This is a genomic window from Sulfitobacter sp. 1A13353 (assembly GCF_043557255.1).
GTDB lineage: Bacteria > Pseudomonadota > Alphaproteobacteria > Rhodobacterales > Rhodobacteraceae > Sulfitobacter > Sulfitobacter faviae.
Window position 1 is genome coordinate 190,305 of the sequence record NZ_JBIFFS010000006.1, and the last position, 26,564, is coordinate 216,868.

The window sequence follows — 26,564 nt, forward strand, 5'->3', positions numbered from 1 at the left end:
GACCGCCGAGCTTTGAAAGGTGCTTAAAATGCTGTTCTGGATCATCGTGATCGCCCTCGTCGCCTTGGTGGCCTATGTCCGCCTTGCGCCCATCGACACCGCGCGTTGGCATGCGCAGGCCGAAGGGCAGAAGATGGGCAAGACCCAAGGCACCAACAGCTATATCTGGCGCGTGCCCGTCGAGGGCGACGGGGCCGAGACCTTGGCCCAGCTTGACCGGGTGATCCTGCAAACGCCGCGCACCGAAGTCGTCGCCGGATCGCTCGCCGAGGGGCAGGTCACCTATGTCACCCGCACCAAATTGATGGGCTATCCTGATTTCACCACCATCGGCGTCTACGGTGACAACCCGCGCTATGTCGAAGTCTATGGCCGCTCGCGCTTTGGCCGATCAGATCTGGGGGTCAACGCCAAGCGGGTCAACGGATGGCTTGATCAGATCGAGGCGCGATGACAGGCAGCCTTGCTGCACCTCCCGCCACATCGGCACGTTGAGCGACATCTGGCATTGCGCCATGAACATGCGCCCATCCACTTGTAGACAAATGGTCTCACCCAGTTCCACACGGGCGCCGCTGCTGTTGGTGCAATAGCAATCAATTGTCTTGCCGCCCGGCGCTTTGACATCAGCAAGGGCAGGGTGCAGGGCCGTCAGGCCCATAAGGCAGATGAGCGGCATAAGACGTGTCATACCCGATGATAGCACAAGCCGCCTCTTGACCAAAGCATTTGCATAAGCGACAGGAACCCCATGATCCCGATGCACCGCCTCGCGCAAATCTCGCAACGCTTCCAGTTTCTGGAGGCCAGCATGTCTGCGGGCTCTGATGGGGCCGATTTTGCAGCCCTCGCGAAAGAATACAGCGATCTCAAGCCCGTGGTCGATCAGATCGACCTCTACCAGCAGCTCCAGCGCGACCTTGAAGAGGCCGAAGAGATGCTGAAAGACCCCGAGATGGCCGAGCTTGCGCGGGATGAACTGCCGCGCCTGCGCGCCCGTCTCCCGGAGGTCGAGCAGGGGTTGCAACTTGCACTTCTTCCGCGCGATGCGGCGGATGCGAAACCCGCGATGTTGGAGATCCGCCCCGGCACGGGCGGCGATGAGGCGGCGCTTTTCGCCGGTGACCTTCTGCGCATGTACCAACGCTATGCCGAGGCGCAGGGCTGGGGGTTCGACCTGATCGAAAGCCAGATGTCCGAACTCGGCGGCGTGAAAGAGGTCGTGGCCCATATCACCGGTCAGAATGTCTTTGCCCGTCTCAAGTTCGAAAGCGGCGTGCACCGCGTGCAGCGCGTGCCCACTACCGAAAGCGGCGGGCGTATCCATACCTCGGCGGCGACCGTGGCGGTGCTGCCCGAGGCCGAAGACGTGGATATCGAGATCAACGCAAATGACCTGCGGATCGACACGATGCGCTCTTCCGGCGCGGGGGGGCAGCACGTCAATACCACCGATTCCGCCGTGCGGATCACCCATATCCCGACCGGGATCGTCGTCACCTCGTCAGAGAAATCCCAGCACCGCAACCGCGACAAGGCGATGCAGGTGCTCAAAGCACGGCTCTATGATATGGAGCGCAGCCGGATGGACAGCGAGCGCTCTGCCAACCGCGCAGCGCAGGTGGGCTCCGGTGACCGCTCTGAGCGGATCCGCACCTATAATTTCCCCCAAGGGCGTATGACGGACCACCGGATCAACCTGACCCTCTACCGGCTCGAAGCCGTGATGCAGGGCGATCTGGATGAGATCGTCGACGCGCTCACTGCCGATGCCCATGCGCGTCAGCTGGCGGAGATGGAGGGGTGAGCCCCCAAACCGCCGCCCAAGCCATGGCCGCCGCCGCCGGACGGTTGCGTGCCGCCGGTGTGCCGGATCCGGCGCGGGATGCGCGGCTGTTGCTCGCCCATGCCGCCGCTGTCGATGCCGCCCGCGTGACCCTCATCGCGCCCGAGGAAATCGCCCCCGAGGTTGCCGAACGCTTTGACCAGCTCATCTCCCTGCGCGCCGTGCGCGTGCCGGTCTCGCAGTTGATCGGGCGGCGGGCCTTTTATGGCCGCGATTTCGCGATCAGCCGCGATGTGCTTGACCCGCGGCCCGAAACGGAGACCCTGATTGACCTCGCGCTCGGCGAGGATTTCACCCGCATTCTGGATCTCGGCACCGGCTCGGGCTGTATCCTCGTCACCCTTCTGGCAGAACGGCCAGCGGCGACGGGGTTGGGGGTGGACCTCTCGGAAGCCGCCTGCCTTCAGGCCAGCGCCAATGCGGTGCAGCACGGGGTGGCCGACCGCGCCGATATCCGGCAGTCCGACTGGTTCAGCGCCATTGAGGGGCGGTTTGACCTGATCCTGTCGAACCCGCCCTATTTGGCCGCCGAGGAAATGGCCGATGTCTCTCCCGAATTGCGGCAGCATGAGCCGGAAATGGCGCTGACCGATGGCCAAGACGGGCTGAGCATCTACCGCATTATCGCCGCCGAGGCGCAGGGCTACCTCACGGCTCAAGGCCGCGTTATGGTCGAAATCGGCTGGCAACAGGGCGAAGCGGTGCAGGAAATCTTTGCCGCGGCGGGCTGGGGCCGGGTCACGCTGGCGCATGATCTCGATGGGCGGCCACGGGTCGTTTCAGCCGATAAACCGGCGTGAAATCGCGAAAAAACCGCCATTTGGCGGGCTAAGTGGCAGTTTCTTCTTGCCCAAGCCTTTCTGGCATGGTTAGTCAGGGGTGTTGCAGCGGTGGATGCCACAGGCGGTCCCGCGCGGCACTATGCCCAACATATCGCTTAGGCCGGGTTCAAGACGTGCTTTGCACCCCCGGTGAACGACACACAGCACACAAGGCTGACATCATTCCATGAATTCTCCCAGATCACGCTCCCGGTCGAAGAATAACCGCAAACGCTCGTCGCAAGGTGGCGGCGGCAATGTCGTCAACCGTGTTTTCGACAGCTCCGGCCCCGAGGGCAAGGTGCGCGGCACGCCGCAGCAGGTTATCGAGAAATACAACCAACTGGCCCGCGATGCACAGTTGAGCAATGACCGTGTGGCCGCCGAGAACTTTCAACAGCATGCCGAGCACTACCTGCGCCTGCTGAGCGAGGCACAGCGCGAAGTGGACCAGCGCCGCGAGGAGCAGGAGCGCCAGAACCGTGAGCGTCAGGCCGAGCGGGATCGCGAGCGGGCCGAGCGTCAGGAGCGCGAGGCACAGCAGGGCGGCCAGTCGCAGGGCGAGCAGCCGAAAGCCGACAAACAGCCCGAGCAGCAAGAGCCCGCGCAACAGCAGGCCGAGGCCGAGCCGAACAGCGAAGAGAGCACGCTGGTCGACACGCCCGAGAGCAAGCCAAAGCCGAAACGCGCCCCGCGCCGCAAGCCCAAGCCGAAAGTGGCGGAGGCACAGCCGCAGGAGGGTGGCGACAGCAAGAGCGACACCGCAAAGGTCGCAGAATAAGAAAAGCCCCGCGATTTGCGGGGCTTTTTCGTAAGCGGTGATGGTGGCAGCGCGGGGCAGATTTACCCTTCCATCCCCGCCTGCACATATCTGATCCGCCCGTTGCGCCGCAGCACCTCTTCGCGCGGCGCCCAGTCATAACGCGGATCGCTGGTGACCGGCGACCAGAACAACTCGCCCCCGCGCCGCCAAGGGTCAAGGACAAGCCCCGCCTGCATCGGTGCCCCGCCGGCTGAGATGATGGCGGTGGAATGGTCCAGCAGGATCCGCGAGTCGCCATTGGCGATGGCGCGGTGAAGGTCGAGCGTGGCGAAACCCTCGGCCTTCAGGCGGTTCTCCAGATCCTCAGCCCAATGCCAACACAGGCCGCGCGGCTTGCTGCCATTGTTGACCTTCACGTTATGGATCAGCGGTGGGTCGGTGATTTGATAGGCGATCGCCAGTTCATGGGTATGCCGGTAAGCGATCCGTGCGGCACGGGCGGCCTCTTCGGGATTTACCTCCGAAGAAAGGTCTTCGATGGCGCGAGCGAGTTCCGCGATCTCGCCCTCGGTGCCCAGAGGCGGTGGGCCGTTGCGCGGCAGGGCGCAGGCGGAAAGCCCCAGCAACAGGGCAAAGACGAGCAATAGTCGGTAGAACATGGTTACCTCTTGGCAATCTCGCGGGCGAGGGCGCAGAACCCCTCAAGCGGCACCTGTTCGGCCCGGTCGGTGGGTTTCAGCCCCGCGGCGGTCAAACGGTCCTCGATATCCGGCGCGGCACCTTTGAGCGCCGAGCGCAGCATCTTGCGCCGCTGGTTGAAGGCCATCGCGACCACATGGCTCAGCACCTTCGGATCGGCAGGGAAGCGCGGCTCGGGCAGGGCGGTCAGATGCACCACGCTCGACGAGACCTTGGGCGGCGGGGTGAAAGCGCCCGCCGGCAACTGCATCACGATCCGCGCATCGCTGCGCCACTGCGCCAGCACGGCCAGCCGCCCATAGGCTTTGGAGCCGGGCGTTGCCACGATCCGCTCGGCCACCTCGCGTTGGAACATCAGCGTCAGGCTTTGCCAGAACGGTGGCCATTCGGGCGGGGTGAGCCAACGGACCAGCAGTTCGGTCCCGACGTTATAGGGCAGGTTGGCGGCCACACGGATGGGCGGGGTTAGATGGCTCAGCGGGTCGATCTCAAGCGCGTCGCCTTCGATCACGGTCAGGCGACCGGGGTAATGTTCCGCCACCTCGGCCAGCGCGGGCAGGCAGCGGCGGTCCTTCTCGATCGCCAGCACATGACGCGCGCCTTCAGCCAGCAGCCCACGGGTGAGGCCGCCGGGCCCGGGGCCGATCTCCAACACGTCGCAATCGGCCATATCCCCGGCTTGCCGCGCGATCTTGGCCGTGAGGTTCAGGTCCAGCAGAAAGTTCTGGCCGAGGGACTTGCGCGCGGCCAATTCGTGGGTGTTGATCACCTCGCGCAGCGGCGGGAGATTGTCGATTGCACTCATGTCTTCTTGCCCATCTGCCATGCCAATTTGATCGCTTCGATCATGCTGGTCGGGTTGGCGCGCCCTTGGCCCGCGATGTCAAAGGCGGTGCCGTGATCGGGCGAGGTGCGCACAAAGGGCAGCCCCAGCGTCACGTTCACGCCCCGGTCGAAATCCAAGGTCTTGATCGGGATCAGCGCTTGGTCGTGATACATCGCCACCGCCGCGTCATAGCCCTCGCGGGCGCGGGCGTGGAACATCGTATCGGCAGGCAGCGGCCCGGTCAGCGCAAAGCCTTCGCCCTGCATCTCAAGGATCAGCGGCGCGATCCAGTCGATCTCTTGCCGGCCCATGCTGCCGCCTTCGCCCGCGTGCGGGTTCAGCCCGGCGACGGCGATGCGGGGGCGGGGGATGCCGAAGCGGCTTTGCAATTCCTGCGCGGTGATCTCAATCGTGCGGCGCAGGCCCGAAGGGGTCAGCGCCTGCGGCACCTTATCGAGCGCGATATGGATCGTGGCGGGCACGACGCGCAATTGGTCAGAGGCGAGCATCATCACCACGTCGTCGACACCTGCCAGCGCTGCGAGGTATTCGGTATGGCCCGGATAGGCGAAACCGGCCCCGTCTTGCAGGGCCTTCTTGTGAATCGGCGCGGTGCAGACGCCGCAGGCGGCGCCAGTCTGCACCAGATCGACCGCCCGGGCGATCACATCGATCACCCCCTGCGCATGGCCGGGCTGCGGCACGCCGGGCAGGGCAGCGCTGTCGAAGGGATGGGGGAGCACGGGCAGCGCATCGGCACTCGGCGCGCTCACCTCATCCGGGCTGTCGATCACGCGGTGCGGGACATCCTGCGGCAGATGGCGAGGGTCGCCGATCCAGACCATTGGGATGTCCTTCGAGAGCGCCGCCCAAGCGCGGGCGGCGATCTCGGGGCCGATCCCGGCGGGTTCACCGCAGGTGATGGCCACCGGCCGGGACGGGCGGCTCATTGGCGGGTGATACGGGCTTCGGCGCGGGCCTGTTCCAGCAGCTGTGTGGCATAGCCCTCAAGCTTGCGCTGCCGGATCGAACTGACCACTGCCTCGCGGTTGACATCGGCATTGGCCGCCGTGGTGCGATTGCAAAGCATCAGGAAGACCAAAGTCTCCCCATTGGCACGGGTCAGCGCGGTGGAGACTTCGCCGGGGTCGAGTTTCGCCAGTTCAATCGCCACGTCCTGCGGGATCTCCGCCGGGGCCTTGGTGCCACGGTCCAGCACATTGGCGGGCTGGCCCTTGGCCACGCCATAGAGGTCGTCACATTGATCCACCTGACCGCGCAGCTCAGCCGCGCGCGACAGGGCAGTCTCGGAACGGCCACCGGGGATGTAATAGGCGGCATAATCGATCTCGGAATACTCGACGCTCGGCTTGCCGGTCTCTTCGATGCCGCGCAGTTGGAACAGGGCCACGGCATTGGGGATCGGCAGCGGCGCTGTCACCTCACCCGGGGCGAGGGCCAAGAGGATGGGCCGCAGGCTGGCGGGCAGTTTTTCAAGCGGTGTCCAAGGCATCCGGCCCCCGCGCCCGCGCGAGGCGGTTGCGGAATGCTTGCTGGCATAGGACGAGAATTCGGCCTCAGAGCGGCTTTCCGAAATGCGTTCGGCCAGCGCGTTCACCTGATCGGCGTTCTGCGGCGGGGCGGGGATGATGATCTCCGACAACAGCACGCGCAGACCATTGTTGCCACGGCTGCTGCCAAGGGCGCGGTCGACCTCTTCGTCGGTGATGTCAACGCGGCCATTATAGCGCGCGCGAATAAGATCACGCCAAGCGGCGCTGATCACGATAAAGTCGCGAAAGGTTTCTTCGGAAATCTGGGCTTGCCCAAGGACTTTCAGAAACTCCTCGGTCGTCAGATCCGCGCGGCTGGCAAATTCCGCCATGCCGGATCGAATGCCCTCGGGGGTGACTTCAAGCCCGGCTTGATCAAGGATCTGCCCACGCAGGCGGTCGTCGATCAGACTGTCGATCACGCTGTCGGTATCGGCCCCGGGGGCGCCGATCAGCTGCATAAAGCGCTGGCGCTGCTGCACTTCGTAGCCGGTGATCACCTCGTCATTGACACGGGCCACGGGGGCAAAGAGGTTCTGCGCCGCTGCGGATTGGCCGATGACCAGAGCAAGGGCGAGTGCCGCAGTCCCACGGATCCCGGCGCGGACGGTCTGTTTCGTTACTTCCCACATGAGCGTACGTATCTTTCTGTTCCGGTGTTTGCGGCAAAGCCCCTGAGGCCGATGTTAAAACCGATATCCGTTGAGGGCTCAACACTTGTTGAGGATGAATAGCTGCGGTTCACGGAAAGGTCGACCTGCACGCATTCATTGTTGTAGCTCAGGCCAAGACCCGCCGTCGCCGCGCGTTCGTCAGCAAGGTCGAACCGCCATTCGGCGGACGCCTGCCACTGGCTGTTGATCGAATAGTTGCCGTCGAAGGTGATCTCAGACACGTCTTCGTTGCGGTCCTCGGCGGCGTCTTCGTGTAGCCAAACATAGCTGCCCGAGATCTGCCCGCGTTTGAAATCCCAAACCCCGCGTAGCTCGGCCTTGGCGACCTCGAAGTCATCATCGACCAGCCCGCGCCCGATGAGCGCCAAACCGTTGTCGCTGCGCAATTGTCCGGCCAGCAGGAAATCGGAATAGGTGCCTTGCAGGCCAGAGCTAAAGCTAAAGGCATCATCCACATCGGCGCGGATCACCTGACCGAAAGACAGGCTGGCATCCATGCCATTGGGATCGAGCCGCGCCCAATTCACCCCGATGGCCGCCACGGCACCCCGTTCGCGCCGGTCGGGCCGGGGGAAGCGGCTGAGCGACAGAAGGTTGCCCTCATCATATTCCACCAGCGTGCTTTCCTCATTCGGAATATCGAGCCGATCACCGCCGGTCCAACCCAATTGCACCAGCGGTTCAAGCTGTTGCACCACGCCTGCGGCCTCCCGGCGCTGCATGGGGTAGCGCATGGTGACGGCAGCATGGGGCACGAGGTCGGAGTAGCGCCCGTCATAGACCGCATCCTGCGCGATGTTGAACAAACCAAAGCTCGCCCCCGCTTCGACGTCGGTCACCAGACCATTGCCGAAGGTAAAACGCCGCAGCCAAGCGGCCTCCCCGTTAAGCCGCGACACATCGCGCCCGTCGGCTTCGCCATCCCCATTACCATCGGTGCTGAGGTCCGACGACCGGCGGTGGCTATGGGCCTCAAGCGTCAGGCGGAGTTCGCCGCCCACGGAAGTCGGGAAATAGCGCCGCTGGAATTCACCATCCAAGACCAGGTTGGGCAGCAGATCATTGTCCTCACCATCGCGGAGCGATTGGTAGTTCAGCAGGGTTGCCCGCATATATTCATCGCGCCGTGCGCGGCTGACGGTCAATTCGCTGGTCAGACGGTCCTTACCCGAATAGCCATAGTCGCTCAGATAGGAACTGTCGCTCGTGGTCTCGATATCGAAATACAGTTTGTAGTCGCGCCGCAGATCGAAACTGCCGGTGCCAAAGAGGTAGCCACGGGTCTTGCCGGGATCCAATTCATCATCGGTGATCGCCCCTTCGAACTCGATCCGTCCCGAAACGAAAGCTTGACGGTAGCGGAACTCAAGCGTGCGGGTTTCGGCAGAAAGATAGGGCGTCAGCGTCAGATCGCGGTGATCGCCGATCTTGATGAAGTAGGGCAGTTTCAGCCCCACGCCCAGTTGCGAGGTCGAGCGGACCGTGGGCGCGAGAAAACCAGTCGCGCGGTCCAACGTGGGGTCGGGCAGGCGCAGGCGGGGCAGATAGGCAATGGGCACGTTCTTGATCCGGAACTGCGCCTCGTCAAAGTAAAGCTGCTGCGCCACTTGGTCATGCACCACCCGTTTCGCGCGGATTTGCCAAAGTGGTGTTTCGCCATCTTCGCAGACTTTGCAAGAGGTTACGGCGGCTTTGTAAAGTTGGCTATAACGCCCTTCGACCCGGTTGATCTGCACGGCGGCAAGCTGCAACTGCTGTTCAAGGATCATCCGCGCGCCGCGCAAAAGGCCGGACTGCAAGCCCGCATCAAGTGAGGCCGCATCGGCGAGGATCGTGGTATTCTCACCCTCAGACAGCACAATCGGCCCTTCGATACTAAGTGCGCCGGTGGCCTGATCATAGCGGATCGCCGTGGCGCGCAGCCGCGTCTCCCCCTGGAAGGCTTCGACATTTCCTTGCGCGACCAAGACCTTATCGCGTGTAATGAAGACCTGATCGGCCACCAGAACGGCGGGGCGGTCGCTGGCAGGCGCGGTCTGGGCGGCAAGGCTCAGAGGCGCGAATGAAAGGGCAAGTCCAACAAGGGCCGCGCGCATGTCAGCCGTCCTCCGCATGCAGTAGCAGGCCTAGCGCCAGAAAGATCGCCGCCACGGGCGGCGCCCAAGCGGCAAGGATCACGGGGATCTGGCCATTCTCGCCAAGGATCTGTGCGAAACTGCGAATGAAATACAAACCGAACCCCAGCAAAATCGAGGCCAGCACAGCGACGCCGGTCCCCCCAAAGCGGGTATGGCGCATGGTGAATGCGCTCGCAACCAGAACCATGGCCACCAGAAAGAAGGGCCGCGCAAGCTCGGCCTGAAGCCAGACCTCATGCTGGCGCGTGCTGAACCCGGCCTGTTCCAACTGTCGGATAAACTCGGGCAGTTCATAGATCGAGACGGCGGCGACACGGCCAATGCTCTCGCGGATACGCTCGACGGTGAGGGAAGAGGGGATCGTCAGGGTCTCATGCACCTCCGCCGCGCCTTCAGCGTTCACCCCGGCCGCCAGCGGCCAAATCTTTGCCCCGGTAAGCTCCCAGTCGCCGCTGCTGAGTTTTGCGCTTTCGGCTTCGATGCGCCGGACCGGGCCCTTCTCGGCATCATAGCTGATAATCGTGACGTTATAGAGCACGGAGGCGTCGGCGTTGGTGCGCCATGCGCGAATAACCGATTGGCCTTCCTCCGTGCCTTGCCGCAGCCACAGCCCCTCGTCACTGACCGAGAGCGCCGCGCGGCCATTGGACCGGTATTCTTGGGTCAATTGCTCGGCCCGCTCACTTGTCGCCGCCACGATGGGGTTGAGCATGGCCACGGCCAGCGTGCCGATGATCAAGGCCACCACCACCGGGGCCACCAGCGCGCGCAGGGCCGAGCGGCCCGCGGCGCGGGTCACCACCAGTTCGGAGGACCGGGCAAGCCCAATGAAAAGCGCCACCGTGGCGAGGATCATGATCAGCGGCAGGATCATGTTGATGGTCTGGGGCATGTGCAGCAGCGTCATGCCCAGCACTTGATCCCAGCCCACATCGTCATCCGCGAAACGCCGGGCCTGATCCACACCGTCGACCAGCATCACCAGCGCGGCCAGCACCCCGGTGATGACGAGAAAACTCATAAAAAAGCGGCGGGCGAAATAGAAATGCAGGATCATGTGGCGGCCCTCTTGCCACGCAGACGCCGCCTTATCCAGCGCGGATGTGCGGCTTGCCAAAGCATCGCCAGCGTCAGCACGGCCCCGATGAGCGAGGGCAGATAGGCCAGCGGCCAGAGCGCCGCCGCCTCACGGATTTGCACGACCATCGTGCCCCGCAGCCCGTCGATGGCGATGAGCAGGCCAAAAGCGATCACCGCCTCGCGCCAGACGCCAAAGCGGGAGAAACCGCCGAGGATCAAAGTCGCAAAGCCAATCATCGCGGCGACGAGACAGAACAGCGGCTGCGCGAAGCGGCCGTGCAGCTCTTCGGCCACCACGCCCGGCGAGGTGTCGGTCGCCGCCGCGACCCCGTCCCAATCCCAAAGCAGATCAGGCGTGACCATTGCGCTGACCGACAGGTCGATTTCGTCTCCGCTGCTGACCAGCGGGGAGATATCGAACGAAAAGTCGCGGAATTTGGCCGTGGCCAAACGGTTGCTCTCGGTGTCCAGCCGTTGCGCCATGCCGTTGAGCATGATCAGCGTCGTGTCGTCGCCGTTGCGGGCGAGGTAGGCTTCGGCGGCGGTGTAGATCACGCCTTCGTCAGCCTTGCGCCGGTCCGACAGGAAAACATCGCGCAGCACGCCGTCACTGTCGATGGCGCGAGTATAAAAGGTGACATCGTCGGAGGGATGCAGAAAAGTCCCCTCCGTCAGCAGCCTTGCGGTGAGGTTGCGCGAGATCTCGGCCTCGCGCTGCTTCAGCTGCCCCTGCGCCATGGGGACCAGAAAATGGCTCAGCACTGTCATCATCGCCGCCACGCAGAGGCCAAAGACGAAGACGGGCCGCGCCAGCCGCCACGGGCCGGAGCCTGCGGCTTGGAGCACCGTCAACTCGGATTCGCCCGACATGCGGTTGATCACATAGACCGAGGCGGCAAAGGTCGCGATGGGCAGGACGGTGACGATGAGTTTCGGCAGGCCGAGGGCCGTGAACTCCAAAAACACTAAGGCGGATTGGCCATCGCCGATCAAACGGTCGAACAAGACAACCGCGCGGTTGATCCAGAAAAGCGCCACCAGCACCAAAGCGAAAAAGCCGAACATAACCAGAAGTTGCGACAGCATGTAGCGGTCAATTCTTGCCACTCTGATCCCCCGAGATGCTCTGACGGCCTTTGCGAGGATCTTAAAGCAATTCGTGGGGCGGGAAAACTGCTATCTGGCCATGCGCCGCGCGGCGCGCTAGGTCTGGGGCAAAATCAACCATGAGGCATGCCATGACCGATCTGACCCCCATCACCTTCGCCGAGACCGACATCGACCGTATCGCGGGGCATTCCGGGCGGATTGCGGTGTTTCTGGAGCCTGAGGGCCGTTTGGATGCCGGGGCGCGCCGGGTGAACCGTCTGACCAAAGGCGCTTTACAGCGGCTGGTAGAGAGTGAGCGTTTCGCGGCGCTGAAACCCGGCGAGGTTCTCAGCATGGGCTACCCCGCAGGCATGGCGGCAGAGGCGGTGGACGTGGTTCATATGCCGCGCCGGGCCGAGGTGATGACCGCGCGCAAAGCCGGGGCCGCGCTGGCCAAGCGCCGGGGTGACAGCGATCTGCTGATGCTCGCCGCCGCGACACGCCGGGTGGCCGATGTGGCCTTTGGTCTGGCAATGCGGGACTACGGGTTCGAAGATCACAAATCGGCGCCCAAGGCGCGCAAAGGCACGGTCGACGTCATGTGTTCCAAACCCGATGACGCCTGCGAGGCCGCCGCACCGCTCATGGCCGTGGCCGAGGGTGCCTTCATGACCCGCGATCTGACCAACGCGCCCGCCAATATCCTGACCACCACCAATTTTGCCGAACGACTGGCCGAGATGGAGAGCTTGGGCCTGAAAGTTGAAGTTCTGGATGAGGAAGAACTCGCAAAGCTCGGAATGCGCACGCTTTTGTCAGTAGGCCAAGGGTCGGACAGCCCATCGAAAGTGGTCGTGATGCGGTGGGAAGGTGGTGCGGATGACGCAGCCCCTCTGGCGCTGGTCGGCAAGGGTGTGGTCTTTGACACCGGCGGCATTAGCCTCAAACCCGGGGCTGGCATGGAAGACATGACCATGGACATGGGCGGCGCGGGCGTCGTCTCGGGCGTGATGCGCACACTTGCACTGCGCAAGGCTAAGGCGAATGTCGTGGGGCTTGTGGGTATCGTTGAAAACATGCCCTCGGGCAATGCCACCCGCCCGGGCGATGTGATCACCACGATGAAGGGCGATACGGTGGAAGTGATCAATACCGACGCCGAGGGGCGTTTGGTGCTCTGCGATGTCATGTGGTACGCGCAAGATCGTTTCAAACCCGCGGCGATGATTGATTTGGCGACGCTGACCGGGGCCATCATCATCGGGCTGGGCCATGAGAACGCCGGGGTCTTTTCGAATGACGACGGGCTGTGCAACGATTTCCTAAAAGCCGCCGAGAGCGAAGGCGAGGGCGCGTGGCGGATGCCGCTGGGGCAGGGCTATGATGACCTGCTGAAAAGCCGCGTGGCCGACATGAAGAACATCGGCGGGCGTCCGGCGGGGTCGATCACCGCGGCGCAATTCCTCAAGCGTTTCGTCAAGGATGAGACACCTTGGATTCACCTCGATATTGCCGGCGTCGCCTCACTGAAATCCGAAAGCACGCTGGCGCCTGCGGGCGCGACGGGCTGGGGCGTGGCGGCGCTGAACCGTCTCGTCGCCGATCGTTTCGAGAAGGGCTGAGCGACTGATGGGGGCGGCTTACTTCTATCACCTGACCCAGCGACCTCTGGTCGAGACGCTGACGATGCTGCTGGAAAAGTCGCTCGCCAATGGCTGGCGCGTGGCCCTGCGCGGGACGGACCGGGCGGGGCTACAGGCGCTGGACCGGGCGCTTTGGACCTATGCGGATGACAGTTTTCTGCCCCATGGCATGGCGGGCGGGCCGCAGGACGCGGATCAGCCCGTGCTGCTGACGCTGGAGGATGGTGCCCCCAATCGCGCGGATTGTCTGATGACGGTGCATGGGGCCGATGTCACCGCTGCGGAAGTGGCAGCGCACCAGCGGGTCTGCGTCTTGTTCGACGAGCATGATCCCGTCGCGCTGGATCAGGCGCGCGGCCTGTGGAAGCGGCTGAAATCCGACGGCGCCTCGGCCCAATATTGGTCCGAGGAAAGCGGCCGCTGGGAAAAGAAGGCCGAGACTTAAAGGGCGGCAGTGCAGGGGCAGGGGCCGCAAGCCCGCCGCCCCTGAATGCGGATCAGGCCGCTTTGTCGAGCGCGGGTTTCGCGACACCGGTGGCTGAGCCAGCTTCGGCCTCTGCCGCTTTGGGTTCTACCTTGCTGACGTAGGACTTCGCGGCTTCGACCGCGCTGTTGTTCACCGGCGCGATCGTATCCAGCAAGGCGCGGGTGCGCTGGCTGTCGACGCTGCGCTGTGCTGCGGCGCGGGCAAAGGCTTCGTCATCCGCGCTCGTGGCCTTTTGGGCCGTCTCGACCGATTTTGCCTGCGCCACGGCTTGCACCGTTTCGGTCTTGGCAGGCGCTTGCACGGATTGAGGTTTCGACGCCTCTTGCGCCGCCGCGCTGTTTTGTGTGGTCTGCCCGTCGCCGGCAGGTTTCGCCTGCGCCTGCGCGTTGTTGTCCTTGGTCTTCTCGGCCTTCTCCGGCTTTTCAGCCTTCTCCGCCTTGGCGGGTTTGTTGCTTTGTTGGTAGGAAGATGACCCACCAAAAATGTTCGTCAGCATAGCAGCACTTTCTCCAAAATTGGGTACAGTTGTGCCTTGCAGATATCCGGCCAAAGGGGCGGAAACCTGTTCAATTCGCGGCGAATGCGGCGTTATTTCGCGGCGAGTTTGATGTTTTACAGCGCATTTCCGGCAAGGTCTTGCCTCAATCACTCATCGGCTTAGGCGTAGCTCTCCGCCGCTGATCTCAATCCGGCCCCAGCGTTGCAGGTAGCCCATGCCGAGCAGTGATTGCGACATGATCCCGTCATTCACTACCGCGGGAACGTCGTGATCGACCGCATGGCCCACCACCACCTCGTCCAAGCGCACGAAGGCGGTGCGCGTCTCGCCATTGGCGGTGCCGGCGCGGCCAAGGTAGTCCAGCCCCTCGAGGTCGATGCCGATGCGGGTCGCGTCGGATTTCGTCAGCACGATGTCCGACGCGCCGGTATCGACGACAAAGCGCACCGGCGCGCCGTTGATCTGCGCGGTCAGGTAATAGTGCCCATCGCGCCCGCGGGGCAGGACGATGTCACCCTCTTCGCTGATGGTGAGATGTTTGCGGGCGCTGTCGCGGGTGATGTCTTGCCACAGGCCGACGCCCGCCGCGGCGCCGGTAAAGATCAGCCCCCAGACCGCCGCCTGTTGCAGGGTCTTGTTCATATTCGGGCGGCTGTGCATGAAAAACCAGCCCGCCACCATCGCCAGAAGAACGATGAGATAGATCAGATGTGCTGTGTCGATTTCGGCCATGAACGCGCCCCCTTAGATCTCATATAGGAAGGCCGCGCGGAAATGTCAGCCGGACGTGGGGCCGGGGCCAAAGCCAAAGGCCGCCAAGCCGTCGAGCACGAATTGAACCGAAAGCGCCGCCAGCAACATGCCGAGCAGACGGGTCACGATATTGATGCCCGTCTTGCCCATCGCCCGCTCAAGCGCGCCGCTGACCTGCATGGTCAGCGCCATGACCACCAGTGTCAGCGCGGTGATCACGATGATGGTCAACAGCCCTTCGCCGCCCGGTTTTTCCCCCGTCAGCAGGATGACCGAGGCGATGGAGCCGGGGCCCGCAATCAAAGGAATGGCCATGGGGAAGACGGAAGGGTCGTCGTGGTCATCCTCATCTGCGCGGTCTTCGCGCCGCTTGGTGCGGCGGTCAAAAAGCATGTCGAGGGCGGTGATGAACAACAGAATGCCGCCCGCGACGCGGAAGGCGGGCATCGAGATGCCGATGAAACCCAGCACTGCCTCGCCGAAGGCTGCGAAGATCAGCAAGATCAACCCGGCCACGCCGACCGCGCGCCAAGCGATCTTGCGCCGCTCTGCGTTGCTCATCCCGCGAGTGAGCGCGAGGAAGACCGGCGCGATGGCGATGGGGTCGATCACCACGAACATCGTGACGAGGGCGGTGATCATATAGGCGGTGTCGAGGGTCATGGGACTTCCTTGGCGCGGGGCTTCTTGCCAGAATGCACGAGGGCCGCCCCTTAGGCGACCCCTGCGATGTGATAAAGTGAACGCTTCCGGGTCAGGCCGTGGCCTTCTCCAGCTTTTCCTGTGCGCCCATCCAAAGCGATTCCGCGCGGTCCAGCGCCTCCATCACCTCGGCGTATTTCTTGTTCCAGACCTCAAGCTCACCGGTTTTGGCGTCCTCATAGAGCGCGGGATCGGCGAGTTTCTTGGCGAGCTTGTCGCGCATCTCGTTGATCTTTTCCATCCGCGCTTCGGCCTTGCGGACCTCGCTGCGCAGCGCCAACACCTCATCGCGGCTTGCGCGTTTGGGCTTGGACGCTTCTTTCGGCTTGGCGGGGTTCTTGCTAACCGGCTTTTCCGGCGTCAGCAGCATTTTGCGATAGGCTTCGAGGTCTTCCTCATAGGGTTTGACCGTGCCTTTCGACACCAGCCACAGCCGGTCGGCCACCAGCGACAGCAGGTGCATGTCGTGGCTGACGAGGATCACCGCGCCCGAGTAGCGCGTCAGCGCCTCCACCAGCGCCTCACGGCTTTCGATATCAAGGTGGTTGGTCGGCTCATCGAGGATCAGCAGATGCGGCGCGTGCAGCGTTGCCAAGAGCAGCGAGAGCCGCGCCTTCTGCCCGCCCGACAGCCGCCCGACCTCGGTCTCGGCCTGTTCGGGGCCGAGGCCGAAGCCCGCAAGCTGCGCGCGCAGCTTGGATTGCAACACGCCGGGGCGGGCTGCGATCATGTGCTGCAGCGGGGTTTCCTCGACGATCAGCTCATCCACCTGATGCTGGGCGAAGAAACCGACGCGCAGCTTGGAGGAGTTGATCTGCCGCCCAGCCATCAGGGGCAGGCGGTCCGACAGAAGTTTCGCCAGCGTCGATTTGCCCTGACCGTTCTTGCCCAGAAGGGCGATCCGGTCGTCTTGGTCGATGCGCAGGTTCAGCCGCGTAAGCACCGGGTTGTCGTCGCTGTAGCCCACCGCGCCGTTCTCGATGTTGATGATCGGAGGCGAGAGTTCCTCGGGCTCGGGGAAGGTGAAGACCTTGCGCGCCACGTCCTCGGGCGCGGTGATCATGTCCATCTTCTCGATCATCTTGAGGCGTGATTGCGCCTGCTTGGCCTTGCTGGCTTTGGCCTTGAAACGGTCGACGAAGGCCTGCATGTGATCGCGCCGGGCCTGTTGCTTCTTGGCCATCGCCGCCTGCAACGCGCGTTTCTCAGCGCGCTGGCGGGCGAATTGGTCGTAGGGGCCTTGGTAATAGGTCAGCTTGCGGTCTTCGAGGTGCAGGATGCCGCCCACGGCGCGGTTCAACAGGCCGCGGTCGTGGCTGATGATCAGCACCGTATGGGGGTATTTCGCCAGATAGCTTTCCAGCCAGAGCGCCCCTTCAAGGTCGAGGTAGTTGGTCGGCTCGTCCAGAAGCAGCAGGTCGGGCTGGGCAAAGAGCACGGCAGCCAGCGCCACGCGCATCCGCCAGCCACCGGAGAAGGCGGAGCAGGGCATCTGCTGCTCTTCGTCGTCGAAACCAAGCCCCTTCAGGATCGACGCTGCGCGGCCTTCGGCGGACCAAGCGTCGATATCGGCCAGACGGGTCTGGATGTCAGCGATGCGGGCAGGGTCTTCGGCGGTCTCGCTCTCTTTCATCAACCGGGCGCGTTCAACGTCGGCCTCCAGCACCGTGTCGATCAGCGAGGTCTCGGACGAGGGCACCTCTTGTGCGACGCCGCCGATCTTGGCGCGGGAGGGCAAAGAGATATCGCCGCTGTCGAGTGACAGCTCACCACGGATGATTTTGAACAGCGTCGTCTTGCCCGCGCCGTTGCGCCCGACGATGCCGACCTTATGCCCCTCGGGGATCACGGCGGAGGCTTCCTCGAACAGGGGGCGGCCTTCGACGGAGTAGTTGATTTCTGAAATGCGTAACATGAAAGCCGTTTGGAGCAAGCGGGGCCGAAGGTCAATCACGGCTTTTCATGGGCCAGACCCCATGCTAGGGAGCGCGCAAATCAACACCCGCTATGGAGTACAGCCAATGGCCCTCGAACGCACTTTCTCGATCATCAAGCCCGACGCAACCCGCCGCAACCTGACCGGTGCCATCGTCAAGAAATTCGAAGACGCCGGCCTGCGCGTCGTGGCGCAAAAGCGCATCCACCTGACCAAAGCGCAGGCGGGCGAGTTCTACAAAGTGCACGCTGAGCGTCCCTTCTACGACGAACTGTGTGAGTTCATGGCTTCCGCGCCGATCGTGGCTCAGGTTCTCGAAGGTGAAAATGCCATCGCGAAAAACCGCGAAGTGATGGGCGCGACCAACCCTGCCGATGCGGCAGAGGGCACCATCCGCGCAGAATTTGCTGAAAGCGTTGGCGAAAACTCCGTGCACGGTTCCGACGCGCCGGAAACCGCAGCGGTTGAGATCGCATACTTCTTTTCCGGTCTGGAGCTGGTCGGCTAAGCCACCCGTTCTTCGGAAAGACTGAAAGGGTCGCCTTGGGGCGGCCCTTTTTCTTTGGCGATCAGTTGTTGAGCGTCGGGTGGTGCGAGGACATGCGCCCTTCGACATTGCCCAGCGGCGGGGCTTTAGCAGCTTGGTCTTTCAAGTGACGCTCCAGCAGGTCGACGTTGCGCAGCTTCGACTTCCAACCGATATCGAAAAGGTCACCGACCAGCGGGACGGAGCCGATCACATAGTCGACCCCGGTGTTCACCAGCATTTTCGCCAGTACGCTTTTCGGCGCGCCCATGCGGTGCGATTCTTTCAGGATGTAGGCCGCGGGCAGAAGGGCGAGCGTATCACCCACCACCGGCACCAGGCCCAGAATCGAATCCCATCCCATCCGCACGCCGACGATCGGCAGCTTATAGGCGCTGTCCATGCTGACGGCCAAACGGCGCAGACGGGCGAGGTCAGCTTCGTGAGAGGGGGTATGGGGTTTCATGTCTGTCCTTGCGTGTTGCTCTAGGCGGCAAACGCATGGTCCGGCCCCAAAGTTCCCCCATCCACCGGCCCCATCCGGTGCGCGGGGAGCGCCGTTCAAAGACTGGCGTAGTCGGTGATCAGCGGCGTGGGACGCTGCGGTGGTTGGGCCGAGGTGCCGTTCGGCTTCGGCGCGGGCTTCGGTTTTTGCGGTTGCGGCGTTCTGTCTAGTCGGGCCATCGGGTAGCTCCTTTGCTGCTCGCTGGGGTTTGATGTCTCTCACCCCCGCAACCAGCTTGGGCGCGGTTCGGGTCCATAAAGGGGCCAGATTGCGCCCAGAATGGGGCATTTGTTGCGATTTTGCGACGGAAGGGCCCGCATTCCCCTATGAGTTGAGAGTGAAACGCGCCTCTGCCTGCAAGGTGCCCTCTGGGGCCACCCGCCCCCGGCCGGTCAGATCGACCAGATGCGCCAGCACGTTTCGGGTGGCCGCGCCTAAAAGCGCGGCAGGTGTTTCGGTATAGATGGCGCGGGCGAGGTCCTCAGCCGTCGCGGGTCCGGCGGCCAGTGCGTCGAGGATCGACACCTCCCGCGCGCGACGATGCGCCACCAACCAGTCGAGCCGCGCGTTGGGATCGCTCACCGGGGCGCCGTGACCGGGATAGAACACCCGCCATTGCCGCGCGCCCAGCGTATCGCAGGAGGCCATGAAATCGGTCAGATCCCCATCAGGGGGCGAGACGAGGGAGGTCGCCCAGCCCATGACGTGATCCGCGGTCAGACAGGCATCCCCCCAAGCGAGGCTGATGTGGTTACCGATATGGCCCGGCGTGTGCAGCACCTTCAGCGTCCAGCCGTCCCCCTTCAGTACATCCCCATCGGCCAAAGTGTGATCAGGGCGAAACCCGTGGTCCACACCTTCGCCGCCGCCCATCAACCCCGCCTCAGCAAGCCCCTGCATCACCGTCGAACGGCCCTCCGTGGCCTCACCAAAGGCCCAGACCTCGGCCCCCGTACGCGCGGCCAGCGGGCGGGCAAGGGGGGAGTGATCCAGATGCGTATGGGTCACGATAATATGGCTGATCCGCTGCCCGGGCTGGATCGCGGCGAGAATCGCCTCAAGATGCGCGGGGCTGTCGGGGCCGGGGTCGATCACCGCCACGTCGGTTTCGCCCAACAGATAGGTATTGGTGCCGCGATAGGTCATCGGTGAGGGGTTCGGCGCCACGATCCGCCGCAGCCCGGGTTCCAAGGTTTCGGCAAGGCCAATCTCGGGGTCGAAGTTGTCGGGCGGCAGCATGGTTTCACCTTTCGCTGGGGCAGGGGGCTGGCTAAGGTCTAGCCATGAATTTTGCCTGGCTCAAACGATATGTGCCGCGCGGCATCTACGGACGTGCCGCGCTGATCCTGCTGTTACCAGTGGTGTTTTTGCAGTTGGTCGTCGTGGTAATCTTTGCGCAGAGGCATTTCGAAGGTGTCACCGGCCAGATGACCGATACGGTCCTGCGGGAACTGGAGCTGGTCATGCTGGCGGTCGGCACGGCCCCCGATGCGCAATCCGTGCCCACGGCGGTTGAGGCACGGGCGGGTCCGCTTGATTTCGTGGTGACCCCCGCCAACCGTCCGCTGCCCGAAGAAGACAGCATGCTGTGGTACGATTACTCGGGGCGCGTCCTCATCCCGCGGCTGCGCAGCAAGATGGACGGGATCGAAGCGGTCGACCTCAGCGATGACGATTTCGTCGTGCTCTATATCGAAAGCGTGCACGGGCCGCTGCGAATCCAGTTCGAGCGGCGGCGCATATCGGCCTCGAACCCGCATCAGCTCTTCGTCTACACCGTGTTTTTCGGCGTGCTTTTGAGCTATATCGCCACGATCTATCTGCGCAATCAGCTGCGCCCCATCAAACGTCTGGCCCGCGCGGCGGAGGCCTTTGGCCGGGGGCGGCATGAGCCCTATACCCCCACCGGCGCCATCGAAGTCCGCGCGGCGGGCAATGCCTTTGTCGATATGCGCGCCCGGATCGAGCGGCAGATCGAGCAACGCACGCTGATGCTCTCAGGCGTGAGCCACGACCTGCGCACGCCGCTGACCCGGATGCGCCTCGGCCTGTCGATGATCGACGAGGAGGACGCAGCCCCGCTCTTGGCCGATGTGGATGATATGCAGCGGATGCTGGACGAATTCCTGAACTTCGCCAAGGGCGCCGCCGAGGGTGTGCCTGAAGAGGTGGCCCCGCATGGTTTCGTCAGCGCCATCGTCGAAGACGCGCAGCGGGCCGGGCGCAAGGTCACGCTGCTGCCGCCCGAGGGCGCGGGCGAGGGGATCGTGAAGCTGCGCAGGGTCGCGATGCGCCGGGCGGTGGACAACCTTATTTCCAACGCCGTGCGCTATGGCACGCAGGCCGAAGTCTCGGTCATGCTGAGCGATCGCACCCTGCGCATCCGGGTCGAAGACGACGGCCCCGGCATCCCAGAAGCGCGGCGGGACGAGGCGACACGGCCTTTCTCGCGGCTTGATCCTGCGCGCAACCAGGACAAGGGCGGCGGCGTGGGGCTTGGCCTTGCCATCGCCTCCGACATCGCCCGCGCCCATGGCGGGGTGCTGCGGCTTGGGGAATCGGACCGCCTTGGCGGGCTGCGCGCCGATATCGTCATCGCGCGGTGACCCGGCGGCATGATTGTGCCGCGGGCCGGGCTTTGTCACAGTGAGGTGACCCTAATACGGAGCGCAGCGATGACCCCCTATGACATGATCAAAGCCCATCTCGAGACGGCCGTGCCCTTTGCCGCCCATGTCGGGGTGAAACTGCTCGAGATCGGAGACGGCACCGCCAGCGCCGAATTGGTGCAGCGGCATGAGACCTCGAACCACATCGGCACGCAGCACGCGGGCGCGATGTTCACACTGGGCGAAGCCGCCTCGGGGGCCGCCATGGCGGGGGCCATCGCGCCGGTGATCATGGACATGCGCCCCGTGGCGGCCATGGGGCAGATCACCTTTAAAAAGATCGCCGAAGGCACGCTAACCGCCCATGCCAAAACCTCGCGCCCCGGGTCCGACCTGCTGAGCGCGCTGCAAGAAAACGGAAAAGTCGCCTTTGACGTGGCGGTCGACATCCAGAACGAAGCGGGTGAAACGGTGGTCGAGATGCAGGTGAACTGGCACGTCAGCGCCAAACGGTGACGGCCACGAAAGGCGGGGGGCGGAAGTATGGTAGGCCCGGCAGGACTTGAACCCGCAACCAAAGCGTTATGAGCGCTCTGCTCTAACCAATTGAGCTACAGGCCCGCCATGGGCGTTTGGGTATGACGCCGCAGGCCGAGCGTCAAGACATTAGCTGCACCAAATGATTGCAGTGGGCGGCGCAATACTTTAACTCCGCGCGCAAGGGAAAATGCGCGCCGGGGGCCATGACCATGACGAAATCCGACAACGGAATCACCTATGCCGAAGCAGGCGTGGATATTGACGCAGGCAATGCGCTTGTAGAGCGGATCAAACCGGCGGCGAAATCCACCGCGCGGCCCGGTGTGATGTCCGGCCTCGGCGGCTTTGGCGCGCTGTTTGATCTCAAGGGCGCAGGCTTCACCGACCCGGTGCTGGTCGCCGCGACCGATGGCGTGGGCACCAAGTTGCGCATCGCGATTGATACGGGCAATGTCGACAGTATCGGCATCGATCTGGTCGCCATGTGTGTCAACGATCTGGTCTGTCAGGGGGCCGAGCCGCTCTTCTTCCTCGACTATTTCGCCACCGGCAAACTGGAGCTCGACAGCGCCGCGCGGATCATCGAAGGCATCGCCAAGGGCTGCGCCGATTCCGGTTGTGCCTTGATCGGCGGCGAGACGGCTGAAATGCCGGGCATGTATCACGCGGGCGACTTCGATCTCGCTGGTTTCTCGGTCGGCGCGATGGAGCGGGGAACCGAGCTGCCGCGCGACGTGAAAGAGGGCGACGTGCTCTTGGGTCTGCCGAGCGACGGGGTGCATTCCAACGGCTACAGCCTTGTGCGGAAGATCGTTGAACGGAGCGGTTTGGGCTGGGGTGACGATTGCCCATGGGGCGAAGGTGATCTCGGCAATGCGCTGCTCACACCCACGAAACTCTACGTCAAAGGCGCTGTGGCGGCTCTGCGCGCGGATGCCGTCTCGGCTCTGGCGCATATCACCGGCGGTGGCCTGACCGAGAACCTGCCGCGCGTGCTGCCCGTGGGCCTCGCCGCTGAGATCGACCTCAATACATGGGAACTGCCGCCCGTGTTCAAATGGCTGGCTGCCCAAGGCGGCATGGCCGAGGCCGAGTTGCTCAAGACCTTCAATGCCGGGATTGGCATGGTCGCCGTGGTTTCCGCCGATAAGGTCGAGGCCGCCAAAGCCGCCTTTGCCGAGGATGGCCACGCCGCCATCGAGATCGGGCGCATCACCACTGGCAATGGCGTCACCTATTCCGGCGCGCTGCTTTGACCAAGCGGGTTGCGATTTTCGTCTCGGGCGGCGGCTCCAACATGCGGGCGCTGGTCGAGGATATGACTGGCGACCATGCGGGCCGCCCCTGTCTGGTGCTGTCGAACAACGCGGATGCGGGGGGGATCGCTTGGGCGCAGGGGCAGGGGATCGCGACCGAAGTGGTCGATCACCGCCCCTTCGGCAAGGACCGCCCGGCTTTTGAGGCGGCGCTCAGCGCTGCGATTGAGGCCCATGCGCCCGACATCATTTGCCTTGCCGGTTTCATGCGCAAATTGACCGAAGGGTTCACCGATGCTTGGACGGGGCGGATGATCAACATCCACCCTTCGCTATTGCCGAAATACCGCGGGCTGCACACCCATGCCCGCGCGCTCGAGGCTGGCGATACCGAACATGGCTGCACCGTGCATGAGGTGACCGCCGCACTTGATGACGGTCCGATCCTTGGTCAGGCGCGCATCCCCGTCCTGCCCGGCGACACGGCCGAGAGTTTGGCCGAGCGGGTGCTGGTGCAGGAACACCGCCTCTACCCCGCCGTGCTGCGCCGTTTCGCCGCCGGTGGGCGAGAGCCGGTCCTGCTCACGGGCTGACGCTGGTCAAACCCTCTCGCGTGATGTACCTCTTTGGCAAAGCCCGATGACCGGGCGTGCAACATGTCAAAGAGCATATATGAAAACCATCACCACGACCGCCGACCTCGCGCAATTCTGTGAAGAGGCTGCGCGCCATGATTACGTGACCGTCGACACGGAATTCCTGCGTGAGCGGACCTATTATTCCAAACTCTGCCTTGTCCAGCTTGCCATGCCGGGTGCCGATGACAGCAACGCCGTGCTGGTCGATCCCTTGGCCGATGGCATCTCGCTTGAGCCGCTATACGATCTGTTCCGCGATACATCGGTGGTCAAGGTCTTCCACGCCGCACGGCAGGATCTCGAGATCTTCTATGTCGATGCCAAGGTCTTTCCCAAGCCGCTGTTCGACACGCAGGTCGCTGCGATGGTCTGCGGCTTTGGGGAACAGGTGGGTTATGAGACTTTGGTCCGCAAGATCGCGCATCAGTCGCTCGACAAAACCTCGCGTTTCACCGATTGGTCGCGCCGCCCGCTGACCGAGGCGCAGAAGACCTATGCGCTGGCCGACGTGACCCATCTGCGCCAAATCTACGAATTTCTGGCCCGCAAGCTTGAACAGACCGGACGCGCGCGGTGGGTGGCCGAAGAGCTTGAGACGCTGCTCAGCCCCGACACCTATGTCACCCAACCGCAGGATGCTTGGAAACGGGTCAAAACCCGGACCAATTCGCCCAAGTTTCTGGCGATCGTCCGCGAGTTGGCGGCTTTCCGTGAGGATTACGCCCGCAGCCGCAACATCCCGCGCAACCGGGTGTTCAAAGATGACGCGCTGGTCGAATTGGCGAGCCTCAAGCCCTCGAATGGCGAAGAGTTGAACCGCGCCCGGCTGCTGCTGCGCGAGGCCCGCAAAGGCGAAATTGCCGAAGGCATACTGAAAGCGGTCGCCGCAGGCGTGGCCTGCAAGCCTGCCGACATGCCCCAGCCCGACCGCAAGCGCGACAAGCTGCAAGTCAACCCGGCCTTGGCCGATCTTCTGCGCGTGCTGCTCAAGGCCAAGACCGAAAGCGCGGGCGTTGCCGCCAAGCTCATCGCCTCGGCCAGCGATCTCGACATGCTCTCGGCGGGGGAGCGTGACGTGCAGGCGCTGCGCGGCTGGCGGCATGAGGTCTTCGGTGCCGATGCGCTGCTGCTCTGCGAAGGCAAGATCGCCTTGGCCGCTGACGGAAATGACGTGAAGGCCGTCAAAGTCTGAAACGAAAAGAGCCGCCCGATCAGGGGCGGCTCTTTCTCAATAGAGGGCAGGCGGCGTCTTAGCGGCGAAAGACCAGCGCGTTCAGCTGCCCTTCGACGCGAATCTCACGCACCCCGGCCAGCATCTGATCGGTCAGGCGACGCCCGGCAATCACTTCGCGCGTGGGGCGGCTGCCTTGCGGGGTGGCCTTATCGGGGCGGACCCCTTCCAAACGATAGGTCAGAACACCGTCGACGGGCATCTCATCCGGCGTCGCGGGGGTCAGGCGCACTTTGTAGATGCCTTGGCGTGCCGCCAGCCCGGTGGCGCGCAGAATCGCACCGCCCGGCACCGGCTCGATGGTCAGATCGGTGATCTGTTCAAAGGGGCGCCCCTCATAGGTGTCGACCTCAACCGCGCGCCGCGCGAACAGCCCGCTGCGCTGCGGAATCAGGGGGTTCGTGCTCTCCGCCGGGGCGGTCTCAACCGAACGGGCGGGGCCGAACCAATTCAGCGGGTTGATGCGGCTGTCACGGACCGTGCCGCAGGCGGATACCAAAAGGGTCGAAGCCAAAAGAGCGAGGATTGTCTTGCGCATGGGAACCGCCGTTAAGTTTACTTGCCTTGTGCTACCCCATCCCGCCAGCCTTGGGAAGGGGGTGGACCTTTGCCCCTGGGCATCCTACCTGTCAGGCAATGGAATTCACCCGAAGAGAGTGCACAGATGGCCACGCCCGCCTTTGAAGAACTGGTCGAGGATTTCGAGTTTCTGGACGATTGGGAAGACCGCTATCGCCATGTGATCGACCTTGGCAAAGCGATGGAGCCGCTGCCTGAGCCGCTGCGCGTCCCCGCGACCAAGGTCGATGGCTGCGCCTCTCAGGTCTGGCTGCATGCACAGTTCGAGGGCGGGAAGCTGCATTTCGATGGCGCCAGCGATGCGATGATCGTCTCAGGGCTAATTGCGGTTTTACGCAAGCTTTACAACGGCTTGACACCTAGTGAAGTGGGCGGCGTCGATGCCAAGGCGGAACTGGCGCGGCTGGGGTTGAACGACCACCTCTCGGCGCAGCGCTCAAACGGGTTGCGCGCGATGATCGAGCGGGTGCGCGAGACGGCAGCGCAGGAAGCGTAACGCTCAGAGGGCGCGCAACGCGCTCTCCAAATCCCCGTAGCCCGTGAAGCGCCGCTCGAACGCAAGGCCAAGCCGCGCGGCGCAGTCTTGGGCTTTTTCGGTCAGCGCCGGGTCGTCCGTCTGCGCCTGATAGACCAGTTTTTCGTAATTGCCGAAATACATGTCGCGCAGCTCGGGATGCCGGTCGAGTCCCATGGGTTTGATGATGAAAGACTCAAACTGCCGCACCAGAAAATCGGTGAGGTAGAAGGTGGTGATCTCATCCTCTGAGGTTTTGGCGAAACTCTCGTTGCCCTGAAAAAAACTGTAGCAATGTGGCCCTGCGACCATCTGCACGCCCATCTCTTCGCAGGCCCGTTCCAGCCCGCCGCCCGTGCCGCAATCGGCGTAGACGACAAAGAAATCGTCATAATCCGCGCGATGTTTGGCGACCGTGTCGCGCACCGCTTGGGTGATCTTTTCCGGGTAGAGGTGATATTTTGCCGGAAGGCAGGTCAGGTCCAGATGGGTCCAACCGTTAGCGGCCTTCAAATCCAGAATCTCACGCGCCAGCGCGCCACAGGCGATTAGCAAGATACGGCCCGCGCGGGTTGGCGCGAGCCCGTCTTGGGTTAGGGTCCGATCATCTGGCAGTTTACTGTCGCTCATGGCGTCACCATCGCATGGCAGCGATGC

The 26,564-nt window shown here is 63.6% G+C and carries 30 protein-coding genes and 1 tRNA gene; 13 read left to right on the forward strand and 18 right to left on the reverse strand.

The genetic code is table 11. From position 1 onward, the window contains the following. The first annotated feature begins 28 nt into the window (after positions 1–28). A complete protein-coding gene (locus ACGYLO_RS15505) occupies positions 29–454 on the forward strand; it encodes a DUF1499 domain-containing protein (protein ID WP_271687198.1) in 426 nt (141 codons plus the stop codon). On the opposite strand, the gene ACGYLO_RS15510 is transcribed toward ACGYLO_RS15505, so the two are convergent. Next, complete coding sequence (locus ACGYLO_RS15510; RefSeq protein WP_271687199.1) at positions 392–691, reverse strand: hypothetical protein; 300 nt, start codon at positions 689–691, stop codon at positions 392–394. The genes ACGYLO_RS15505 and ACGYLO_RS15510 overlap by 63 nt on opposite strands. Before the next feature lie 60 nt (positions 692–751). On the opposite strand from ACGYLO_RS15510, the gene prfA reads away from it, so the two are divergent. The 3 genes from prfA (at position 752) to ACGYLO_RS15525 (ending at position 3,448) form a co-directional block, all read left to right on the forward strand. Continuing rightward, a complete protein-coding gene (gene prfA, locus ACGYLO_RS15515; protein WP_271687200.1) occupies positions 752–1,807 on the forward strand; it encodes a peptide chain release factor 1 in 1,056 nt (351 codons plus the stop codon). Then, complete coding sequence (gene prmC, locus ACGYLO_RS15520; protein ID WP_276154407.1) at positions 1,804–2,646, forward strand: peptide chain release factor N(5)-glutamine methyltransferase; 843 nt, start codon at positions 1,804–1,806, stop codon at positions 2,644–2,646. Before prfA ends, prmC begins: the two co-directional genes overlap by 4 nt. A gap of 208 nt (positions 2,647–2,854) precedes the next feature. Beyond that, positions 2,855–3,448 (forward strand): DUF4167 domain-containing protein, encoded by a 594-nt coding sequence (locus tag ACGYLO_RS15525; RefSeq protein ID WP_271687201.1) that lies wholly within the window; start codon positions 2,855–2,857, stop codon positions 3,446–3,448. Positions 3,449–3,510: 62 nt separating this feature from the next. On the opposite strand, the gene ACGYLO_RS15530 is transcribed toward ACGYLO_RS15525, so the two are convergent. The 7 genes from ACGYLO_RS15530 to lptF are packed head-to-tail and all read right to left on the reverse strand — an operon-like array spanning position 3,511 to position 11,507. Beyond that, positions 3,511–4,089, reverse strand: coding sequence for a hypothetical protein (locus ACGYLO_RS15530; RefSeq protein WP_271687202.1), 579 nt, complete (start codon positions 4,087–4,089; stop codon positions 3,511–3,513). A 2-nt stretch (positions 4,090–4,091) separates the two neighbouring features. Further along, positions 4,092–4,934 carry a 16S rRNA (adenine(1518)-N(6)/adenine(1519)-N(6))-dimethyltransferase RsmA gene (gene rsmA, locus ACGYLO_RS15535; protein WP_271687203.1) on the reverse strand — a complete coding sequence of 281 codons (843 nt, stop codon included), beginning with the start codon at positions 4,932–4,934 and terminating at the stop codon, positions 4,092–4,094. Continuing rightward, positions 4,931–5,905: a 4-hydroxythreonine-4-phosphate dehydrogenase PdxA gene (gene pdxA, locus ACGYLO_RS15540; protein WP_271687204.1), complete on the reverse strand. Its 975-nt coding sequence runs from the start codon at positions 5,903–5,905 to the stop codon at positions 4,931–4,933. Before pdxA ends, rsmA begins: the two co-directional genes overlap by 4 nt. Continuing rightward, entirely contained in the window at positions 5,902–7,140 is a 1,239-nt protein-coding gene (locus tag ACGYLO_RS15545) for a peptidylprolyl isomerase (RefSeq protein WP_271687205.1), read from the reverse strand. The genes pdxA and ACGYLO_RS15545 overlap by 4 nt, the downstream gene beginning before the upstream one ends. After that, positions 7,128–9,278, reverse strand: coding sequence for an LPS-assembly protein LptD (locus ACGYLO_RS15550; protein WP_271687206.1), 2,151 nt, complete (start codon positions 9,276–9,278; stop codon positions 7,128–7,130). Before ACGYLO_RS15550 ends, ACGYLO_RS15545 begins: the two co-directional genes overlap by 13 nt. Before the next feature lies 1 nt (position 9,279). After that, on the reverse strand, positions 9,280–10,377 hold the full coding sequence (gene lptG, locus ACGYLO_RS15555; protein ID WP_271687207.1) for an LPS export ABC transporter permease LptG: 1,098 nt from the start codon (positions 10,375–10,377) through the stop codon (positions 9,280–9,282). Then, the gene (lptF, locus tag ACGYLO_RS15560) at positions 10,374–11,507 is read right to left on the reverse strand and encodes an LPS export ABC transporter permease LptF (protein WP_276154406.1); all 1,134 of its coding nucleotides are present in this window, start codon (positions 11,505–11,507) and stop codon (positions 10,374–10,376) included. Before lptF ends, lptG begins: the two co-directional genes overlap by 4 nt. Positions 11,508–11,638: 131 nt before the next feature. Between lptF and ACGYLO_RS15565 the strand changes: the two genes are divergently transcribed. Further along, complete coding sequence (locus ACGYLO_RS15565) at positions 11,639–13,111, forward strand: leucyl aminopeptidase (protein ID WP_271687209.1); 1,473 nt, start codon at positions 11,639–11,641, stop codon at positions 13,109–13,111. Positions 13,112–13,118: 7 nt separating this feature from the next. Next, entirely contained in the window at positions 13,119–13,577 is a 459-nt protein-coding gene (locus ACGYLO_RS15570) for a DNA polymerase III subunit chi (protein ID WP_271687210.1), read from the forward strand. A 52-nt stretch (positions 13,578–13,629) separates the two neighbouring features. Here ACGYLO_RS15570 and ACGYLO_RS15575 read toward each other — a convergent pair whose 3' ends face one another. The 4 genes from ACGYLO_RS15575 to ACGYLO_RS15590 form a co-directional block, all read right to left on the reverse strand. Further along, a complete protein-coding gene (locus ACGYLO_RS15575) occupies positions 13,630–14,115 on the reverse strand; it encodes a hypothetical protein (protein ID WP_271687211.1) in 486 nt (161 codons plus the stop codon). 153 nt (positions 14,116–14,268) lie between these two features. Continuing rightward, a complete protein-coding gene (locus ACGYLO_RS15580; RefSeq protein WP_271687212.1) occupies positions 14,269–14,850 on the reverse strand; it encodes a TIGR02281 family clan AA aspartic protease in 582 nt (193 codons plus the stop codon). A 45-nt stretch (positions 14,851–14,895) separates the two neighbouring features. Continuing rightward, on the reverse strand, positions 14,896–15,534 hold the full coding sequence (locus tag ACGYLO_RS15585) for a MarC family protein (RefSeq protein ID WP_271687213.1): 639 nt from the start codon (positions 15,532–15,534) through the stop codon (positions 14,896–14,898). Between the two features lie 91 nt (positions 15,535–15,625). Continuing rightward, entirely contained in the window at positions 15,626–17,488 is a 1,863-nt protein-coding gene (locus ACGYLO_RS15590) for an ABC-F family ATP-binding cassette domain-containing protein (protein WP_271687214.1), read from the reverse strand. Positions 17,489–17,594: 106 nt separating this feature from the next. Here ACGYLO_RS15590 and ndk point away from each other — a divergent pair, with 106 nt between their 5' ends. Beyond that, positions 17,595–18,017 carry a nucleoside-diphosphate kinase gene (gene ndk / locus ACGYLO_RS15595; RefSeq protein ID WP_067266630.1) on the forward strand — a complete coding sequence of 141 codons (423 nt, stop codon included), beginning with the start codon at positions 17,595–17,597 and terminating at the stop codon, positions 18,015–18,017. 61 nt (positions 18,018–18,078) lie between these two features. Here ndk and ACGYLO_RS15600 read toward each other — a convergent pair whose 3' ends face one another. The 3 genes from ACGYLO_RS15600 to ACGYLO_RS15610 form a co-directional block, all read right to left on the reverse strand. Beyond that, entirely contained in the window at positions 18,079–18,501 is a 423-nt protein-coding gene (locus ACGYLO_RS15600) for a DUF4112 domain-containing protein (RefSeq protein WP_271687216.1), read from the reverse strand. A 95-nt stretch (positions 18,502–18,596) separates the two neighbouring features. Further along, entirely contained in the window at positions 18,597–18,719 is a 123-nt protein-coding gene (locus ACGYLO_RS15605; protein WP_269451603.1) for a hypothetical protein, read from the reverse strand. A gap of 145 nt (positions 18,720–18,864) precedes the next feature. Then, complete coding sequence (locus tag ACGYLO_RS15610) at positions 18,865–19,779, reverse strand: MBL fold metallo-hydrolase (protein WP_271687219.1); 915 nt, start codon at positions 19,777–19,779, stop codon at positions 18,865–18,867. A gap of 44 nt (positions 19,780–19,823) precedes the next feature. Here ACGYLO_RS15610 and ACGYLO_RS15615 point away from each other — a divergent pair, with 44 nt between their 5' ends. Together ACGYLO_RS15615 and ACGYLO_RS15620 are read left to right on the forward strand one after the other, a co-directional pair. Next, a complete protein-coding gene (locus ACGYLO_RS15615) occupies positions 19,824–21,146 on the forward strand; it encodes an ATP-binding protein (RefSeq protein WP_271687221.1) in 1,323 nt (440 codons plus the stop codon). Between the two features lie 69 nt (positions 21,147–21,215). Next, a complete protein-coding gene (locus ACGYLO_RS15620) occupies positions 21,216–21,665 on the forward strand; it encodes a DUF4442 domain-containing protein (protein ID WP_276154405.1) in 450 nt (149 codons plus the stop codon). Positions 21,666–21,693: 28 nt separating this feature from the next. On the opposite strand, the gene ACGYLO_RS15625 is transcribed toward ACGYLO_RS15620, so the two are convergent. Beyond that, positions 21,694–21,770, reverse strand: a tRNA-Ile gene (locus ACGYLO_RS15625). A gap of 128 nt (positions 21,771–21,898) precedes the next feature. Between ACGYLO_RS15625 and purM the strand changes: the two genes are divergently transcribed. The 3 genes from purM to rnd all read left to right on the forward strand — a co-directional run bounded on the left by purM (position 21,899) and on the right by rnd (position 24,775). Further along, on the forward strand, positions 21,899–22,945 hold the full coding sequence (gene purM, locus ACGYLO_RS15630) for a phosphoribosylformylglycinamidine cyclo-ligase (protein WP_271687223.1): 1,047 nt from the start codon (positions 21,899–21,901) through the stop codon (positions 22,943–22,945). After that, positions 22,942–23,538, forward strand: a complete 597-nt coding sequence (gene purN, locus ACGYLO_RS15635; protein WP_271687225.1) for a phosphoribosylglycinamide formyltransferase — start codon at positions 22,942–22,944, stop codon at positions 23,536–23,538. Before purM ends, purN begins: the two co-directional genes overlap by 4 nt. Positions 23,539–23,617: 79 nt before the next feature. Then, a complete protein-coding gene (gene rnd, locus ACGYLO_RS15640) occupies positions 23,618–24,775 on the forward strand; it encodes a ribonuclease D (RefSeq protein ID WP_271687226.1) in 1,158 nt (385 codons plus the stop codon). Positions 24,776–24,833: 58 nt separating this feature from the next. Here the strand turns inward: rnd and ACGYLO_RS15645 are convergent, their stop codons facing one another. Further along, positions 24,834–25,352, reverse strand: coding sequence for a hypothetical protein (locus ACGYLO_RS15645; RefSeq protein WP_271687227.1), 519 nt, complete (start codon positions 25,350–25,352; stop codon positions 24,834–24,836). A 126-nt stretch (positions 25,353–25,478) separates the two neighbouring features. Here ACGYLO_RS15645 and ACGYLO_RS15650 point away from each other — a divergent pair, with 126 nt between their 5' ends. Next, positions 25,479–25,889: a SufE family protein gene (locus ACGYLO_RS15650; protein WP_067266648.1), complete on the forward strand. Its 411-nt coding sequence runs from the start codon at positions 25,479–25,481 to the stop codon at positions 25,887–25,889. A 3-nt stretch (positions 25,890–25,892) separates the two neighbouring features. Here the strand turns inward: ACGYLO_RS15650 and ACGYLO_RS15655 are convergent, their stop codons facing one another. Then, positions 25,893–26,537: a DUF1638 domain-containing protein gene (locus tag ACGYLO_RS15655; protein ID WP_271687228.1), complete on the reverse strand. Its 645-nt coding sequence runs from the start codon at positions 26,535–26,537 to the stop codon at positions 25,893–25,895. Between the last annotated feature and the right edge of the window lie 27 nt (positions 26,538–26,564).